Genomic DNA, 16,643 nt, shown 5'->3' on the forward strand with positions numbered 1-16,643 from the left:
TCTTTACAAATATGTATATCACCGAAACCGACCTACAGCAACACCGGTACCCCGAACTGATCAACGCCGTCAGCCGGGACGATCCCAACTTCGTCCTGGCCAACATCGGCCGGGCCGAGCGGGAAGCCGACGGCTACCTCAACCAAAAATACGACACCGCCGAACTCTGGGCCCAAACAGGCGAAGACAGAAACCCCATAGTCAAAGGGCTTGTGATCGACCTGACGCTATACCACATCTACAGCGTAGCCGAAGAAGTTCCCATCATCATCCGCGAGCGATACGACTACGCCAAAACTGCGCTGAAAGAAATCCGAAAAGGCGAGACCCTGCTGACAGGCGTCCCCCTGCTCGCCGACAAAGAGCGGGACCCGGACCCCCAAATCCTATACGGCCACCGATCCAACAGATACTAAAAAAATCCCCGGCCGAATCCATCGCCGTCGCAAGGCTCCAGCCTTGTGACCACAACCTACCGTCAGGCTCCAGCCTGACACAACCCAACAGAAAAATGAGCAAGAAAGTAACAAAGCGCACCCCGAAAAAGAACAGCGTCAACATCATAGACCTAAGCCTCTCCAACGTTGACCGCTCCTACAAAGGCATAAAAGAATGGCGCCGGGCCATAGAGTCCGCCACCAGCGTCACCAACCCGATCCGGCGCTCCCTCTACGACCTCTACGAGGAAATAACCCTTGACCTGCACCTTACCGCCGTCCTCGAAAAACGGCGCAACAAAGTCGTGAACCAGCCCATACACTTCTTCAGCGCCGACGGCAAGGAAAGCGACGAAATCAAAAAACTGATCGAAACCGAAGCCTTCGAGGATATGCTGAAAGACATCCTCGACAGCCGTTTCCAAGGCCACAGCCTCCTGTGGTTCGACGCCGTGGCCGACGGCAAGATAAACTACCAACTGATCGACCGACGGCACGTACGCCCCGAGACCGGCCAAGTGGTAAAATATATCTACGACGACAAAGGCATAGACTACACCCGACCGCCATACTCAAACTACTGCCTCACCGCCGGCAAAACCAAAGACCTCGGCCTTCTCTCAAAAGCCGCCGTCGCCGTAATCTACAAAAAAGGCGACGTGGCCGACTGGGCCCTCTTCGCCCAGATTTTCGGAATGCCCTTCCGCGAATACATCTACGACGACCCCAGCACAAAAGCGCAACTGGAACAAGTCGCCAAAGAGCAGGAATCCGCCTCCTATATCGTGCGCCCGCGCAACTCCGAATTCAACGTGCACGATACCGGCTCCAAAACGGGTTCCTCCGGCCTGTACAAAGACTTGGCCCAATTCTGCGACGACCAAATGTCAAAGCTCATCCTGCTCAACACCATGACCACCGACGCCCAAGGCGGGAACTACAAAGGCGAAGTGCACGCCCAGTCCGAGCAGGAAGTGGCCGAAGCCGACAAGCGTTTTATCCTCCGCATCCTCAACGAGAAGTTCAGAACCGTCCTGGCCAACTTCGGATACGCCGTTGAGGGCGGAACATTCGCATACGACGACAAGGTGAAAATGTCGCCCAAAGAACAGCTGGAGTTCGATATAAAATTCAACCAGATAGCCCCCCTCGACGAGGACTATTGGTACGAAACCTACAACCGCCCCAAGCCCAAGAAAAAACCGGAAACCCGAAAAGAAACCGAAAAGGACAAACCCGAAGAAAAAAACCTGAACGACACAAGCGGAAAACTAACCCTGTCAGCCCCCGAAACACCGAATGCCACAGCGCTGTCGCCAAGTTCGGCCCCGTCGCCGTCGCAAAGCTCCGGCCTTGTGACCGCCCCAACCGTCAGGCTCCAGCCTGACACGCACACCCGACAAACCGGCTTCCTCTCCGAAGTCCTCCAAACACTAAGAAACATATTCCGGAAAACCGAACTGAACGACCAGATCGAAACCCTGTACGGCCACGCCTGCCACTCCCGGATCAATCTGGCCGACACCCCCGTACTCTTCGACACAAGCCAAATAATAGAAGACGCCCTGGCCGACGTCTACGCCGAAGGCAAACCCGAAAACATCAGCCCGTCTCTCTGGAAACTGACATTCGACCGCCTCAACGAAGCCGTCTCCGAAGGCCTTGCCCAAGCCGGATACGACCTCGCCGACGAAGCTTTCGAACAGGCCCTGTCCGACAACAACGCCGTATTCTCGGCCTTCAAGGCGCACCAACAGCAAAAAGAACTCGTAGCCCTGCTCCGGGACCAAAACGGCAAGCTCAAAAGCTTCTCCGCCTTCAAGCGCGATACCGCCGACATAATCGGGAAATACAACAAAGAGTGGCTCCGCACCGAATACAACACCGCCGTATCGCGGGCCAGATCCGCGGCGCAATGGAAAGGGTTCCAAGCCCGGAAAAAGACAAACCTCCGCTGGACACCCTCCAGATCCGCCTTCCCCGAAGCCGTGCACAAATCCTTCTGGAACACCGTATTGCCGATGGACGACGCTTTTTGGAAAAACCATTTCCCCGGCAACCGCTGGAACTGCAAATGCGACTGGGAAGCCACCGACGCCGAAACCACCGAACGCCCGAAAATCCTTAAAGAGCACAAACCCGACAAAGGCCTCGAAGGCAACCCCGGCCAAACCCTGACGCTCTTCACCGAAAAACACCCCTACGTAACCAACACCAAAAAGAAAGACCGGCCCGCCATAACCAAACAGGCCAAAGACCTCCAAAACAACAATAACCAATAAGCCCGGATTCAGGTACAGACAGGGCATGCCCTGTCTCTGCTCCCCAACAAAAAAAAACATGAGAGACTTCATCCAAAACATAAAAGCCCTCCAGGACTACATCAACACCGAAGCCCTCGACGACATCGGGGACGAAGCCGTGTCCCACTACAAAAAATCATTCCGGGACGAAGCCTTTTCCGACAAGTCCGAAAAAGACATGCCCTGGCAGGAAGTCAAACGGCGCCAAGGCAACAAACGGAAAAAGCGCGCCGCCAATACCCGCAAGATCCTCACCGGCGACACCGGCGACCTCGGGCGCTCCATCGACTACCGCAAGGAAAACAGGGCCGTAATCATCACCAACCCGAAAATATACGCCAAAGTACATAACGAAGGGGGCAAGGCCGGCAAAACGGAATTCACCATGCCCAAGCGCCAATTCATCGGCCCCTCGCTGATACTCAACAGGAAACTTAAATCCAGACTAACCCGCAACTTCAAAAGAATACTAAAATGATAGAGCTATACCTAAGCGTCAGCGAACACCTCGCCGACAAAGTGCCCGAGCTGGCATGTATCGACATCCAAGGCGCCGACATCACCAAAACGTACCCCTACGCCGAAATCGCCATTTCCAGAATCCCATATACCCAACTTGCGCAAGGCAACGTCCTGGGCGAACTCCGCTTTACCGTCACCGTACACCTAAAGCCCCTCCGCCGTTCCGGACACGATTCCCCCGAACTCCAAAGGCTCAGGGAAGCCTTCGCCGTAGTCAACAAAATCAAAGACACCCTCCTGATCACCGACCCCTCCATGATCCACGGCGCCCAGCTGGTGGCCGAAGACCTGCAAAAACAAAGAGACCTCTACAAGGTCTCTTTGGAATACGTCGCCAGAGTGGAGCGTATCACCCAATAAAAAACGGCTCCGATTTTCGGAGCCGTTTTCTTTATTCAGCATAGATATATTCGTACTCAGCAATCTCTACTTTTCTCGCTTCTTCCTTCTTCTTCTCTATTTCTGCCGGGCTAAACATTTCCAAATCTACTTGATCAGGGATGTATTCCCCCAAATACATTATATAAACAGGGTCTCTATTATTATTTTTCCTAATGCGCATAGCTTGGGTCTTCACCTTAGTGTAATAGGAATACATTATTGTTTCCACGCTATCCCGATCTAGAACAAAATATTGATCTGGATTCTTCAGGTTATCAGCATCATAATAAAACAATGTATCATTGTTATTTATCATGACACTAGCCAATTTGTCATCTATATATGAGTAAGTTTTATTTCCTATTTTTTCATCTTTAACCTTATTTCTAAAAAATGATGTATCAGGAACAGCCTTCTCCTTATACCAAATTGTCTTTACCTCATTAATGTTAGGCGGGATATCTTTACGGCTTATTTGATACAATAGTTTGTCTTTTATTGTATCGCCTAAAACTATCTTTGTGGAATAAACGGAAATGATACGCTCCTCAATTTTCCTTTTTTCTGCGGAACAGGAAAACAAAGCGACAATAAGTAACAAAAGGACTGCATTTCTCATAGCGGTAAAAAATATGGTCTTACTATACATATCGAATATTAATCGCTAATGGTTTAAAAAACAACCGTTTGACCAAAACAAAAAAGGACCGACAAGCGGTCCTTTAAATCATAAAAGGGTAGGGTACGCCCTCGCCGGGTTTCTACCCGGTGGCTACCCAACCTAACTACCCAGAAACCCCGAATCCCCAAACAGGTAAAGCATCATGGTAAACGGTTCCGGATACCCTTTGGCCTTCTCCTGTACAAAAGCCCGTATCCCGGCCCGGTCCCCAAACGTGCCCCGCCATTCAAACTCGTCATAAGCCTTAACCATGCCTCCGCCCGTTTTGGAGGGCGAATGCGAAACCACGCCCCTAAACACTATCTCGCCCGGCCCGAACGGCTCAGCCAGATCCCCAAGCCCCCGGTCCAATATGCCCGCTAGCTTATCCAGGTTCCCGGCCACTTTGCCCGTATCTATCCTTAATAACGTTTCCATATGCTGAGGTTATAAGGCATGCTGTTCCGTGTTAATTTCCAAGTCTTCCCGAAACGTCCTAAACATCTCGCAAGTACCGTCATTCTTCACCAAGTGATCCAGAATATCCCTAGAGGTTTCGCCTTCTTCAGCGTCATAGTTATAGACGTTCTGAACATAAGCGATGGGACAGGACTTTTGTCCGAACTTGCATTTCGAACATTGCGCCTCAAAACAAGTCCCTTCCGCCCCGTTACTGAAATAAGCCATAATCTTTTGTCGTTTTTCGGGTTTAGAACAAACTCAACTGCCGGTCCATCGCCTTCAGCTCCCGCTTGGCCGGAATCGCCAAATAAGCGTAAAACGTCCGTCTGGAAATATGATAGACGGGTTTGATTTTACGCTCATAAATCCACTCGTTCGTATGGTCGTCCTGATACGCCAACACCACGTTCTGAACGTCCAGAACGCGCTTCAACAAGTTTCTGCGATTGTATGCCATAGTTCGGAAAAAACGCTAAAAGGAAAACGGACACAAGCCTCAAACCCCACATACAAAGATACGAAAAAGCGCCCTTTCCGAGGGCGCTTTTTCGCAAACCAACTGCACTAAACCCACTGTTTTTCAATTGTTTAAAAATCAAATCGTAAGATGACCCACCGCCGGGTTTACACCCTTCGGCAGTTCGGCCATCGCCACCAGGCTAAACGCCCGCGCCTTTTCGTCCCGCTCCAAAAGCTCCTTCACCTTGGCCTCCGCCTTCCCGAAATCCGAAGCCTTCACCGAATACTCCCGCGTCTCGCAACTCAAAAATCCTCCTCCCACCGAGACGCCGCTTTTTACCGTGCATTTGATCCACTTTTCCATAAAAATCATATTTGGTTTACCGGTCACTAAATTCTCGAAAACGCCATAGGCACGTCATCCCAACGCTCACGCTCCTTGTCCCACACATACGCCCGCATATAAGTGGACGACCCCACCGTGTTATAGCTCTTGCTCAGCTGGTCCAGCGCCTCCGAAAATTCCCTGTCGTCCACTTCCCCCTCAAATTTCCGCAGCTTCGCCACCAACCGCTCGTCATAGTCGCCCTTCTTGTTCTTTACCAATATCCCGTCAAGGATATTGTACATCGTCTTGTTTCGCACCGCGAACTTGGCCCTAAACACCTCCTTGATCGTCTCTATCGCCACCGTCGCCGTCTCGTCCAGCTCCTGGCGTTCCTGCCTGTCGATCACCAGCTTCATCATCCCGTCCTCCGTCACCAGGCTGAATTGCTTCAGGCCTTCCTTCTCCTTCTTGCCGAACACCTCGTACATCTCCTTGTGCAAGGCGTTACCGTTGCTTACCGCCTCGCCCTTAAAGTCCCGCATCATACCGCTGATCTCCCGCATCGTCCCCACGGCCTTAGTCACAAAAGCGTCCTTCACCTCCCGCCAGCTTTTCTCCCGCTTCTCCTGTTCCCTGTTTTCGGCCTTTTCCCTCTCGGCCAGCGCCTTCCGCAATTCCTCGGCGGACATAGCGCTCAAATCCATCTTTTCCATAATCAAACGTCTTTTAAATACTGTTTAAAAACTCTTTAAGCGCCGGCAAACTCCTCGTTCCCCTGTACGGCCAAAGTGTAAGCTTTCCGCGTTTCCTCCAGGTCGGCCCGCGCCTGTTTCAGGTTCTTTTTCAATTCGTTCAGTTCCTTCCACTCTTCTTCCCTGGCCTTCAAAACATCCAGCACCACCGTCATATTCTCCCGCTTGGTCTTGTATTCCTCCCTGTTACCGGGAAATTGAGCCTTCTGCTCACAGTTGCGGTACTTTTCTATTTGGCCCTCTACAAACCTGACCGCCGTCTTTTGCATAAAATCTTCCATCGTTTAAAAATTTATAGGTTAAAAACTCAAATTCACTTACCCCTTAGCTTATCCTCGTACTGCCTCACCATCTTGTCCGATATTCCCACCAACTTGCTCAGCTCAGCCTGTTCCACATCGTTAAAATCCAGCTTCGTCTGCTTCCTTACCCAAGACTTGGCGCTTGCCACGGCGTCCTTATAGCCCATCTGGTGAAAATTCGAGATAATCCGCCTACGGCTTCCGTTCGCCTTGGCGTCCCAGCGCTTCGTCCCGGTCCCAATCCCGAAGCTTTGCCCGATCCTTGTCAGCTCGTCCATTACCTTGGCGTATTCCCACTTGTCCAAAGCCCTCAAAGACCGCTTGCCCGTAATGCCCTCGATAAAATCCTCACGCTCGCCCAAGTCGCGTTGCTTGCTGATCCGGCCCCACAACGAAAAGAAAATCTTAAAACCCGACATCCCCGAACCTCCTTTCCATTCTCGCCGTCCAGCGTTCCCAAGTCTCTTGGTCGCCCGTCAGCCGGTCCTCCATATACACCCTCAGCGTAGCCTCCGTAAATTCCGGCACATCCTTTCCGCCACCGGCCCGGAGCGCCTCCAGCGCCATATAAGCCTCCGTAAAATCGGCCAGCGCCATAGCCCAACGGTTCCGCCAAAATCCCCAAAAACCGAAGGCCTCCTTATACAAAATATCCTCAGCCCGGCAGACCGAACACTCCCCGCCGAACCGCCCGCCAAAGGCCAGCCCCGTATCCAAAAACAAATCGTCCAGAGCCTCCGCGCCAATTCCCAGCGCCGAGACCAATTCCGATTCCCGGACCCTCAAAGCCTCCGCGTCACGCGCGGCCTTGCCCGGTTTCCGTTTTTCGCTTGCTGTCGTGGTTTTCATTATTCCGATTAGTACTTTCTGTTTATGCGTCTCAATATCTCTTCGGGGTCAATCTCCCGTCTCGGTTTCTGGAGGGGCTACCAAGGAAACACCTCCAACAGCGCCCTCACAACCTCGTCCCTGTGCGCCTTGTCTTCCTCCTTAAGCCCGTAGAACTCCATATAGCCGTTTTCATAGCCACGCTCGTCCCGCCAGTTTTTCTTTTCGATTTCAATTTCCATCGCCCAATAACTTTAAGTGGAAATACTCTGTACTCTTTACCCTTTACCAACTCACTCCGCCTCGCCCCAATAATCCGCCGCTCCCTCTTCCCAGATCACGTAAGGCCTCCCGCCTCCGTACCGGCTGGTTGGCAAGGCCCTGTAGCCTTCCACCCGTATCTTCACGTCGGCGTCATACCTCACGAACTTCGCCGAACGTCCCTCGGGCTGTTTGCCCTCGGCGTGGCTTACAAACACGAAAAGTTTGTCGGGGAACTCGCCTTTCAGCTTCAGGTACTTGGGCTTGCTCAGGCCCATATGCTGAAACGAATCGACAATCACTATATCGGGGCTGTTACGCTTTCTCAGCCTTTCCCTTAACTCGTCTATAGGTTCGCGATTCAAGACCGTTAAACGCTTCACCTGCTCCATATGCGACTCCCTCAGCACTTTCTGAAAGGTCATTCTGGCGCCTTCCTCCATTGTGTCGTAGACTACCTTCCCAAAGTGGGTGAGATACTTTGCCAACTGCATGCAAAACCGCGTCTTTCCGTTGCCCGAATTCCCCCACACCAACCAAACCCCGCTCATCTCCAGCTCTTCGCCGAAACTCTCTTTCCAAGGCCCCAAAAAACGCATTGTCTTGAATTTCTTGCGCAACAGTGCCTTTACGGACATCGCCCTGCGCAATTTCTTGTCATCCATAATGCTCGGGTTAAAAAATACCAAACAATCCCAAGCGCCGTATCAGGCGCCTTGCCGGTACGCCCGGACTTTCTGCTTTACCCTGCGCAGGTCGCCCTCGCAGTCGTTAAAAATCTCCCTGATCACGTCCCGGTCATCCACGCCGTTGGCCATGCACACTTGCGTCACGTCCGAGATGCCCACGCCCTTCAGCTCTATAAACTTCCGGTTCACACGGCTGTAGATCTCCTTGTAGCCCTTCTTGTTCAGCTTCAGTCCCTTGCGTATCCGTTTCGAAAGGTGGTCCGTAGCCAAAAGCACTATCCCGCAGTGGTCCTCCAGTTGGTTGTAAAGCGTGATAAAGAAATACAGTACCTGGTCGCTCAGCTTGTCCGCCTCGTCCATGATTATCAGCGGGTTCTCCTCCTTCTTCAGCGCCCGCACCAGTTCCACCATCATATCCGATACCGTCAAGCCCGACGAATCCCTGCCCATAGCGCCCAGCGCCTCCATCAAAAAGTACTTCCTGTTCCAGAACTCGTTGCACTGGAGCAGGTAGGCCCGCTTGTGCTCCGAGGCGTACAGCCTTGTAGCGAAAGACTTCCCCGTCCCGGCCTCTCCCGTAACGGCAAACACTAGGCTTTCCGTCCGCGCTTTCTCCAAAAGCGTCCCCAGCACCTTGAAATCACCGGTCTTGACCGCCTGCCATCCCTCCGCTGTCCACCCCACATGCGCCGCCACCTTGCGCCACATACCCTCGCCAATACCGTCCCACTTGCCCGAAACCATCATATTCACCATCGCCGGACTCACGCCCTTCATGGATTTGGCCGCCTTGTTTTGCGAGCCGTACTTTTCCACCTTCAGGCGCAGCTTCGCCACCACCTGTTCCTTGTTAATTCCCATAACTTTCCAGATTATCGTTAATACTTTTTTCCTTATTCCACCGCCCGCGTTCCGCGCGCCCCTATACCAGATTATACAGATCAATCTCGCCGGCCTCGGTCGCGTTGCTTATCGCCTTTTCCACTTGCCCCACGGTCACCTTCTCCACCTTGCGCCGTTTCGCCTTCTTGCCCTTTTTGCTTTTGCGCCGGTTCTCCACGCCCTTCACGTTAGGCTCGTTCAGGCCGTAGTCCTCGTTGCGCGCGCCGAAGGCCTCCAATATCTCGTCCGCTTCGTCCCGCGTCTTTATCCTTGCCTCGTCCGTCAGCTTTTTCATATCGGCGAAGAACCGCGCCTCGAATTCCTCCTGGTCCTGCTTGGCCCTGTGCACCTCCAGCTTCGTCTCCGCCGCCGTCACAAACCGCAAGCCCACGGCGTCCCGCTCATACAAATAAATCAGGTCCATGTTCTCGGGGTCAAACCGCACCGTAAACTTCCGGTCTATATTATCCCTTAGCCACTCCACGTCCGGCATCCGGTCCTTGCCGTGCACCATATACGTGTATTCCGTCTTCTTCTCCGTAAAGCTGATCCCCCTGGCCGTACAGGTCACCTCCTTGGGGCGCTCTATCCAGAACAGGTCCACCATATCCCACAGCTCCAGCCTCTTGGCCTTCGGGTTCAGGCTCGCCCTGTACATCTCCGCCCTCGGCTCGCCCGTGGCGTAGTGGGGGGCGTTGTTCCATTCCTCACGGCGCTTGCGGTACGTCTCCTTTATCTCCGCCAGGCTCGGCAGGTTCTCCTTGTTGGCCAATATATGCTCCATATTCGCCTTGCTTTCCAGACTCTTCGCCGTAATGTTCTGCCCGGTGAAGAACCAGTCCCGCTTAAGGAATTGCTTCTGGAACCGCCCGAAGGCGCTCTCGATGGTCTTCGACTTGCCGTTGTACGGTTTCGTCCGTATCGCCAGCCTCGCCACCTTGTCCAGCAGTTTGCCCGCCTTCAGCTTCGCGTGTCCGCCCTGCCCGTCAAACTTCAGCTCGTAAGGCCGGTGTCCGCTCACCTTCGAGGCCATTTTCAGCGCGTAAAACTGCGCCTCATAGTCCTCCGTATCGCTGATATGGTAGCCCAAAAACACCTCCGAATAAGCGTCCATCACCTCATACACCTGCACCGTCCTTATCTTCCCGTCCTCGGCCAAGTAGTAATAGTTCAGCTTCGTGCCGTCCGCGTACCAGAGTGCGTCCCTACAGCTCGCCATCCTCGTGCTGTGCTGGTAGCCGTATTTCTCCTTGGCCTTCAGCTCGCCGTGGCGGTGCCCGTACCAAAGCGCCCTCACCTCCGGCTGGTTCAGGTAATTGTGAATCGTCTTCTCGTCGCTCAGCGCCGGCCAGCCTTCCGCCTCGGCCTTCTCCAGATACTCCCCGTGCAGTTGCGCCATCGACGTCACGCGCTCCACCCGGTCGGCCCACCGGCTAAACAGCCACAATTTGGCCTCCTCCGTCAACTTCGCGCTGTTCGCGTTCCCGTACTTCCCGCTTACCAGCGCCCCGTAACCGCCCTTTTCAAAATCCCTCAGCTTCTGCCTCAGCCTTCTGCCGTTCTTCGGCAGGCTATGGGGCCACGTATGCCTCGGAAGCTGTTCCGCTATCACCTTCGCCAAATTGTCCCACATAGGCCCACGGCCACCGCCCAGCGCCTTCCGTCTCTCCGTCCGGTTATCCCTGAACACCTTCACCGCTTTCAAAACGGAAGCGTTCGCCGTATACTCCAGCCTCGCCTTCTCCGGCAAAGCCCCGCCGCTCTCCAGCGTATACGCGTCAAAAAACGCCTTCGCCTCAACGTCCAGCTCCAAAAGATCGCTGAACCGGTTCCTGCGCATCGTCTTATGCGGATTCCCGCACTTCCCCTCAATCAAAACCCGAAACCGCTCCGGCAAACTGTCATATTCAACCAAAGCCGTACGTCCGTTTCCGCCTTTGCGAAGTAATGTGATATGTTTTCGGTTTATTAGGTTCCTATAATTGTATAAAGACATTATTTGCCCATCTTCATACAGCCATGAACCCTGAATACACAATATGTTGTTAAAAAATTCAAACATGCCATTACCTTTCCGCTTAGTTGTTAATGTCTTCCAGGTCGATAATCACATCATTGCCCTCTTTGAGAAGGAGTTCCTTCGCTCTTTTTCTAATAGCCTTCGACTTTTCCGAGTTATACACATATTGAAGGCTCATCCTAACAGCCTGATTAGAGCATTTCATCTCTTTCTCAATAATTTTCATGTGGTCGCTGTGTAGTCTTATCCTTTTTTGCATAGCTTTAATATTGACAATCACTCAGTTAATGTTACAGTACAAATGTGTACACAAATTGTGTATCACGCAAGTCTTTTAATGATTTTAATACACGTATTGTTTATTTTTATGGATAAAGGACTAATACTCAATGAGTTGAAAAAGCATTTAAATTTAAGCACAGACGCTAAACTTGCGGATTTTTTAGGGATAACCCCTCAAAACCTATCAAACTGGAGAGCGAGGAACCGAATTGATCCTGAATTGATATACACAAAATGTGAACAGATAAATCCTTCCTGGCTACTTACTGGAGAGGGAAGTATGCTAAAAGAAGAAGGCTCCCCTAGGATTCTCACGAAGAAATACTCCATTCCCTTTCATGCCGACGTCAAAGCGAGTGCAGGTTTGGGAGTGGCTCCAGTTATACCAAACATCACTAATGCGGATGGCCTAAACTTATCATACCTGGGCAACACAGAAACACTAAGGGCATTCGTTGTATCAGGTCACAGTATGTCTCCAACTATTGACGATGGTGATGTGATTGTTGGAAAAAGGATCAATAGCAAAGACGGCCTAAGAGATGGGCAAGTTTACATTATCGTCACTACTGAAAATCAGGTTTACGTCAAAAGAGTAAAAGGGGTAATGAAAAACATCACCCTACAAAGTGACAATGAAGAGTATGATGACATAAACTTCGAGGCAGATCTTATTAATGAGCTTTACCTTTTGGAGCTTATATTAACCAAGCCCCATAGGGGGCGTTTGTGGCAAGTAGAATCGATTAGCTATAAGCACAAAGTGGAAGCTCTTAAAATAGAAAAAGAGGCTCAAGAGAAAGAACTGCGCGCAATGGACATAGAGATCAAGGCGAAAGATCAGGAATTAGAGTCGCAGAAAGAGATTCTAATGTTGCAAAGCCAACTTATAGAGGAGCTAAAAAAGAAGAAGAAAAAGAAAGTGGAATAAGCGACAGCGTATACAGTTACGTATCACGCACACTTTTATACGGGAATCAGTATCAAAAACCGCCTTTAACAATGTGAAAAGGCGGTTTTTGAACCTTTCCTTATGACATTACACCCCCTCTAACTCGTCATAAAAAGGCTTTTTTTGCTCTTTTTTTGACATTATCCCTATCATTCGAAGCGCTAAAAACAACCAAAATGAATATCCAACTGAATATCCAACTGAATATCCAAAATCAAGTCAGGACCTTTGAGCGGATTTTAAGAAATGGAATAAATAGACCAGGCCAAACACTATGCCGGCGGGCCATTGCCGTCCGGCGCAAAAAAGAAAACGGCCCGCAAAACGCCATTTAAGCGCCCTACAGGCCGTTTCGCACCCCAAAACGGTAATTTCCCCAGCCAAACGGTAAAAAAACGTCCACAGCCCCGCAAAACACCCCAAAACCACCGCTCAAAATGATACCAAAAAGATACCAAAACGGTAATCCCGGCACATTTCGTTTTCCACCCCCAAAATCCCAAAACCACCCAAAAACCGCCCTAACAACATCACCACCCCCGTTTTTCCCTAAAATCCCCCAAAGCCAAATAGGCACGCTTCGTTTTTACCCCTATATATTGGCAAATATTATCGTTCGGTATATCCGTAACCAATCACTTTTAGAAATTTTCGCCCCAATCTTGCCAGAGCCGAGTTATTACTCTCCTGTATTTTTCTTTCGGCATATTCTACTAAACGACCATCTTCTTTCACACTCTTCTTTACCCAAAGAGAATTATAATTATTTTCATATCCAGATATAGCCTTAACCCCCTTTTTATTTGTGGCATAAGAGAATTCGGATAGATAAAAATATTCAAACGTCAGGTTTTTCTTTTTAATCTGTTCCCCTGCTTTTATTACTAATTCATCTTTCTCTAAATTTCCCCAAGAGTCATAGCTATAATGATGAGTGTAAATTGACTCTCCTTTTATATAGCGATATGTTATTATTTGTCCTTGGTCATTCTTAACTGTGTGGCCATTATTATCGTCAATTCTCAAGAGTGAATTGTGTTTGTCTACATAGGTGTTCAGATTATAAGAAAGGCCGTCAACCTTTGATTTTGCCTCAATTAGTTCTTTTCCCTTAAAGAAATAATATCGCTCCTCTTCTATTTTGGTAGTATCGACTTCTCCGTTTACGGAGATTTGGAAATACCGTTCAGTAAGCTTGACACTTTGGGAGTAAAGGTTCCCAACTGAACATAAAAGTGAGACGAGTAATAGGATGTTGATCTTTTTCATCATGATATAGTTTTGTTCCGAATACAGTAGCAAATCTATGCGACTATTTGGGAATTATTGATTTATATCATAATGTGTTTTTACTGCAGTGTTGTTTTTATGTGGTTGATTTTCAGTTTGTTGAAGTGGTTGTTTTTAGCTAAAGTTTATATCGGCCCAAATTAGTGTTATATCATTGGGAATGTTGATTGGAGGCAACCAAAAAACGAACAATATCCCCTTTTTCGCCAGCCTTTATTTTTTTTCGGACGCTTGATTTTCTTTGGTATATGGTCCGTACGCTTTGTTGGGTAATAACGCTGATTTCTTTGGTGGAAAATTCGGCGCAGAGTAAGCAACACAGCTGTAGCTCCTTTTCGTTTAATAATTCTCCGTATTTGGAGTATGCCTTTGTATAAAAACCATTATATACGGTGTCGATGATCGGGTACAGGTCATCCCATATTAAAAGGCTGTCTACTTTAATGTCCGAATTGGATATACGGGTCATTTGCTGGAGAAGTTCCTGGTTCTGTGTCGTGGGTTTGGTTGCGATAAGTTTGATAATACCCAATTGTTGTAACAAGATTTTTCTGAAGAAATTCTCGTCCTTGTTTAAGGTCTTTTCATTTAAAGTGTCATCAAGTAACCGTTGTAGGGTCTCCCTCTTCTCCTCTTCTTCAATTAAGAGCAGACTCTTTTTGCGGTTGTAACTAATAAATAAGACAAAAACAATAATTACAATAATGAGGACCACTCCTCCGGTTAAGTAGGTTTGCTGACGCTGGATTTTTAGCTTAAGAATGTCGGTCTCTAGTCGGATTTTGTCACTAAGTTGTTTGCGGATGATACGTTGTTTATTATAATTTTCAAATACGATGGAATCGTTGAACTGTCCTATTTGAAACATACTGATATGTTGTCGTCTTTTGGTGTTTAAGACAGCGTCAAGTGTCATAATGACGTTCTTGTAAGATAGGTATTTCGTGTACTCTTTGCCTTTCATCGAGCCCAATACGCTTTTTGCCCGATCAAGATAAAGTGTTGCCGAATCGATCTGATCCAATGCGGAATATGACAGCGCATAGCTGGTATATAGATTGGCCAAAACGACACTGTCGGGACAATTCTTAATTTGGTCGAGTTGCTCTATTGATTTTCGGTAAAGCTTCTTCTCGTAAAGAATATCGGCGTAATTTCTTACTCTATGATTAAAAAGATCAGTCGGTACTTTACCGCTGTACAGGAAACTTTTATTCATGAAAAAATTTACCGAATCTAACTCACCTTTATAGGCGTAGTTTAACGCCAAGTCGTAATAAATGCTGGCTTGATTATCTTTATTAAACAAGAGCCGTTGTTTGAAATAAGTAATGGCTTGATCATACCCTTTGCTCTCCATGTGAGTGCCACCAATTAACTCGCAGAACTGATCTATTATTTTTTTATCATTATTTTTTTTGGCGAGTAGGTATCCCTCTTTTAGGTAGCGGAGCGCTTCTGAAAATTTCTTTTTTAGTAGCCAATAACGCCCTGCTATCAGATACGTTTCATAGGCCTTGTTTAGCTCGTCATTCCTTTTATAATAGTTTATTGGCTGATCAAACGAAACCCTACCCAGAGTTGTGGAAGCTGAAAAAAGCTGTGTGTAAGCATAAAGCCTATTGTAATCGGCTTTAAGTTTTTTGGGAAGATTTGTCGTGTCCAAACCATGGATCAAATGAGCGATACTGTCCGGAGTATTTTTGTGATTTTCCGCTAGGTATAGCCTTTGCTCAACCCCCATCTGGTCAGAGCAAGAAAACAAGAGGACAATGCCGAGAAGTAGTAAAAATCTATTCATGTCTTTTAGGCATGGATTATATATCAATATCGTATTGACTAATTTACCTTAAAGAAACGACAGAACATGAGAAAATATTCCGACTGTTGAAGTGAAAATAACTTCAATGAGTAATTGAAGGGTTTATTAACCATGGGATGATTGGGGGCTGAATATTAATTTTATGGAATAGAGAAGAATCTAAAGCGCAGAAACTAGGGGTTTCAAAAAGTTACATAAAATGTTTTTAAGCTAAGGGGATGCATTTTTTCGGATATGTCCAACAATAAAAATGTGGTTTGGGACAAGATCGTATTAGGTCTTTATATATGTTTTGCATGTCACTAAGCAGATATTGCTCGATGTGAATTTTTTAATATTTTGGCTTTTAAAATGTTTTATTATAAGTCAAAAATGTAATATTATAATGGAAGTTGAGGAAAAGAAGGTTCAATCAAGTGCTAGAGGCGGTCTCTTTAGTGAAGACGGAAATAAGATTATAAATATTCTGACATTATTAACGGCAGTTTGTTTCCTTTATCTGGTTTGGTCTTCCGGACTATTTCATGGCGGAGCGTTTTTAACAGTATTAAAGTATAATTGGCTTGTTTTTCTTTTTCCGGTAGGCATTTTTCTTTTTTGGAGAAAGAGCCAATATGGTTGGAGTATGTTGGCTACGCTTTTCGTTTTATGGATCTTCGAAGCGGCGGTTCAGTTGCCGGATGCGTTTGCTCCCCATTCTACAACTGGAAATACAGGCGGATTAATGAGTCTATTGGATGAAATTAGACCGACTCCGGGTGATTTGTTTTCTAAAATAGGGCTTTGGAGTTCTTTATTGATAGGAATTTGTCTACCTAACGTTAGACAAGCGATTTCAATTCGTAAAATGGATATGGCTATAATGGCTTGTTCTGTAGGGTTGTTGATCGCTAAACGTTTTTTGTTAGGTTATTAGTCCTTTGAAAATCACAAATCTGGTATGGGCTTTTTGCCCGTACCGATATGGTGTTATCCAATTGGTTGATTTTGAAAAAAGATAGTATATGCCA

The 16,643-nt window shown here is 48.3% G+C and carries 22 protein-coding genes; 6 read left to right on the forward strand and 16 right to left on the reverse strand.

All coding sequences use genetic code 11. The features are described 5' to 3' along the window. The first annotated feature begins 11 nt into the window (after positions 1-11). The 4 genes from AABK39_RS20340 to AABK39_RS20355 all read left to right on the forward strand — a co-directional run bounded on the left by AABK39_RS20340 (position 12) and on the right by AABK39_RS20355 (position 3,622). Complete coding sequence (locus AABK39_RS20340) at positions 12-416, forward strand: phage protein Gp36 family protein (RefSeq protein ID WP_338394781.1); 405 nt, start codon at positions 12-14, stop codon at positions 414-416. 95 nt (positions 417-511) lie between these two features. Then, a complete protein-coding gene (locus AABK39_RS20345) occupies positions 512-2,719 on the forward strand; it encodes a phage portal protein family protein (protein ID WP_338394782.1) in 2,208 nt (735 codons plus the stop codon). A gap of 58 nt (positions 2,720-2,777) precedes the next feature. Then, positions 2,778-3,218: a phage virion morphogenesis protein gene (locus AABK39_RS20350; protein WP_338394783.1), complete on the forward strand. Its 441-nt coding sequence runs from the start codon at positions 2,778-2,780 to the stop codon at positions 3,216-3,218. Next, positions 3,215-3,622 (forward strand): hypothetical protein, encoded by a 408-nt coding sequence (locus tag AABK39_RS20355; protein WP_338394784.1) that lies wholly within the window; start codon positions 3,215-3,217, stop codon positions 3,620-3,622. The genes AABK39_RS20350 and AABK39_RS20355 overlap by 4 nt, the downstream gene beginning before the upstream one ends. 31 nt (positions 3,623-3,653) lie before the next feature. Here AABK39_RS20355 and AABK39_RS20360 read toward each other — a convergent pair whose 3' ends face one another. From AABK39_RS20360 to AABK39_RS20425, 14 genes are all read right to left on the reverse strand, one after another. Further along, entirely contained in the window at positions 3,654-4,262 is a 609-nt protein-coding gene (locus AABK39_RS20360) for a hypothetical protein (RefSeq protein ID WP_338394785.1), read from the reverse strand. Positions 4,263-4,424: 162 nt separating this feature from the next. Continuing rightward, a complete protein-coding gene (locus tag AABK39_RS20365) occupies positions 4,425-4,742 on the reverse strand; it encodes a hypothetical protein (RefSeq protein WP_338394786.1) in 318 nt (105 codons plus the stop codon). Positions 4,743-4,751: 9 nt separating this feature from the next. Then, positions 4,752-4,991, reverse strand: coding sequence for a hypothetical protein (locus AABK39_RS20370; RefSeq protein ID WP_338394787.1), 240 nt, complete (start codon positions 4,989-4,991; stop codon positions 4,752-4,754). Between the two features lie 22 nt (positions 4,992-5,013). Further along, positions 5,014-5,223 (reverse strand): hypothetical protein, encoded by a 210-nt coding sequence (locus tag AABK39_RS20375; protein ID WP_338394788.1) that lies wholly within the window; start codon positions 5,221-5,223, stop codon positions 5,014-5,016. A gap of 138 nt (positions 5,224-5,361) precedes the next feature. Then, the gene (locus AABK39_RS20380) at positions 5,362-5,589 is read right to left on the reverse strand and encodes a hypothetical protein (protein WP_338394789.1); all 228 of its coding nucleotides are present in this window, start codon (positions 5,587-5,589) and stop codon (positions 5,362-5,364) included. A 26-nt stretch (positions 5,590-5,615) separates the two neighbouring features. Next, on the reverse strand, positions 5,616-6,266 hold the full coding sequence (locus AABK39_RS20385) for a DUF3164 family protein (RefSeq protein WP_338394790.1): 651 nt from the start codon (positions 6,264-6,266) through the stop codon (positions 5,616-5,618). Between the two features lie 35 nt (positions 6,267-6,301). Then, complete coding sequence (locus tag AABK39_RS20390) at positions 6,302-6,586, reverse strand: hypothetical protein (RefSeq protein ID WP_338394791.1); 285 nt, start codon at positions 6,584-6,586, stop codon at positions 6,302-6,304. 32 nt (positions 6,587-6,618) lie between these two features. After that, positions 6,619-7,026 carry a phage protein GemA/Gp16 family protein gene (locus AABK39_RS20395; RefSeq protein ID WP_338394792.1) on the reverse strand — a complete coding sequence of 136 codons (408 nt, stop codon included), beginning with the start codon at positions 7,024-7,026 and terminating at the stop codon, positions 6,619-6,621. Then, on the reverse strand, positions 7,013-7,456 hold the full coding sequence (locus tag AABK39_RS20400; protein WP_338394793.1) for a hypothetical protein: 444 nt from the start codon (positions 7,454-7,456) through the stop codon (positions 7,013-7,015). The genes AABK39_RS20395 and AABK39_RS20400 overlap by 14 nt, the downstream gene beginning before the upstream one ends. A 77-nt stretch (positions 7,457-7,533) precedes the next feature. Further along, complete coding sequence (locus tag AABK39_RS20405) at positions 7,534-7,677, reverse strand: hypothetical protein (protein ID WP_338394794.1); 144 nt, start codon at positions 7,675-7,677, stop codon at positions 7,534-7,536. 51 nt (positions 7,678-7,728) lie between these two features. Next, positions 7,729-8,361, reverse strand: coding sequence for an ATP-binding protein (locus tag AABK39_RS20410; protein WP_338394795.1), 633 nt, complete (start codon positions 8,359-8,361; stop codon positions 7,729-7,731). Positions 8,362-8,403: 42 nt separating this feature from the next. After that, complete coding sequence (locus tag AABK39_RS20415) at positions 8,404-9,246, reverse strand: ATP-binding protein (protein ID WP_338394796.1); 843 nt, start codon at positions 9,244-9,246, stop codon at positions 8,404-8,406. A 61-nt stretch (positions 9,247-9,307) separates the two neighbouring features. Then, positions 9,308-11,263, reverse strand: coding sequence for a hypothetical protein (locus AABK39_RS20420; protein WP_338394797.1), 1,956 nt, complete (start codon positions 11,261-11,263; stop codon positions 9,308-9,310). An 82-nt stretch (positions 11,264-11,345) separates the two neighbouring features. Continuing rightward, positions 11,346-11,513, reverse strand: a complete 168-nt coding sequence (locus AABK39_RS20425; RefSeq protein ID WP_338394798.1) for a hypothetical protein — start codon at positions 11,511-11,513, stop codon at positions 11,346-11,348. 141 nt (positions 11,514-11,654) lie between these two features. Between AABK39_RS20425 and AABK39_RS20430 the strand changes: the two genes are divergently transcribed. Continuing rightward, positions 11,655-12,500, forward strand: coding sequence for a LexA family transcriptional regulator (locus AABK39_RS20430; RefSeq protein ID WP_338394799.1), 846 nt, complete (start codon positions 11,655-11,657; stop codon positions 12,498-12,500). Between the two features lie 630 nt (positions 12,501-13,130). On the opposite strand, the gene AABK39_RS20435 is transcribed toward AABK39_RS20430, so the two are convergent. Next, entirely contained in the window at positions 13,131-13,793 is a 663-nt protein-coding gene (locus AABK39_RS20435) for a hypothetical protein (protein WP_338394800.1), read from the reverse strand. Between the two features lie 169 nt (positions 13,794-13,962). Then, entirely contained in the window at positions 13,963-15,612 is a 1,650-nt protein-coding gene (locus tag AABK39_RS20440) for a tetratricopeptide repeat protein (protein ID WP_338394801.1), read from the reverse strand. 406 nt (positions 15,613-16,018) lie between these two features. Between AABK39_RS20440 and AABK39_RS20445 the strand changes: the two genes are divergently transcribed. Further along, positions 16,019-16,549 carry a hypothetical protein gene (locus tag AABK39_RS20445; protein ID WP_338394802.1) on the forward strand — a complete coding sequence of 177 codons (531 nt, stop codon included), beginning with the start codon at positions 16,019-16,021 and terminating at the stop codon, positions 16,547-16,549. Positions 16,550-16,643 lie beyond the last annotated feature (94 nt).

Origin of the sequence: Fulvitalea axinellae (assembly GCF_036492835.1) — a bacterium.
In the GTDB taxonomy this organism is placed as follows: domain Bacteria; phylum Bacteroidota; class Bacteroidia; order Cytophagales; family Cyclobacteriaceae; genus Fulvitalea; species Fulvitalea axinellae.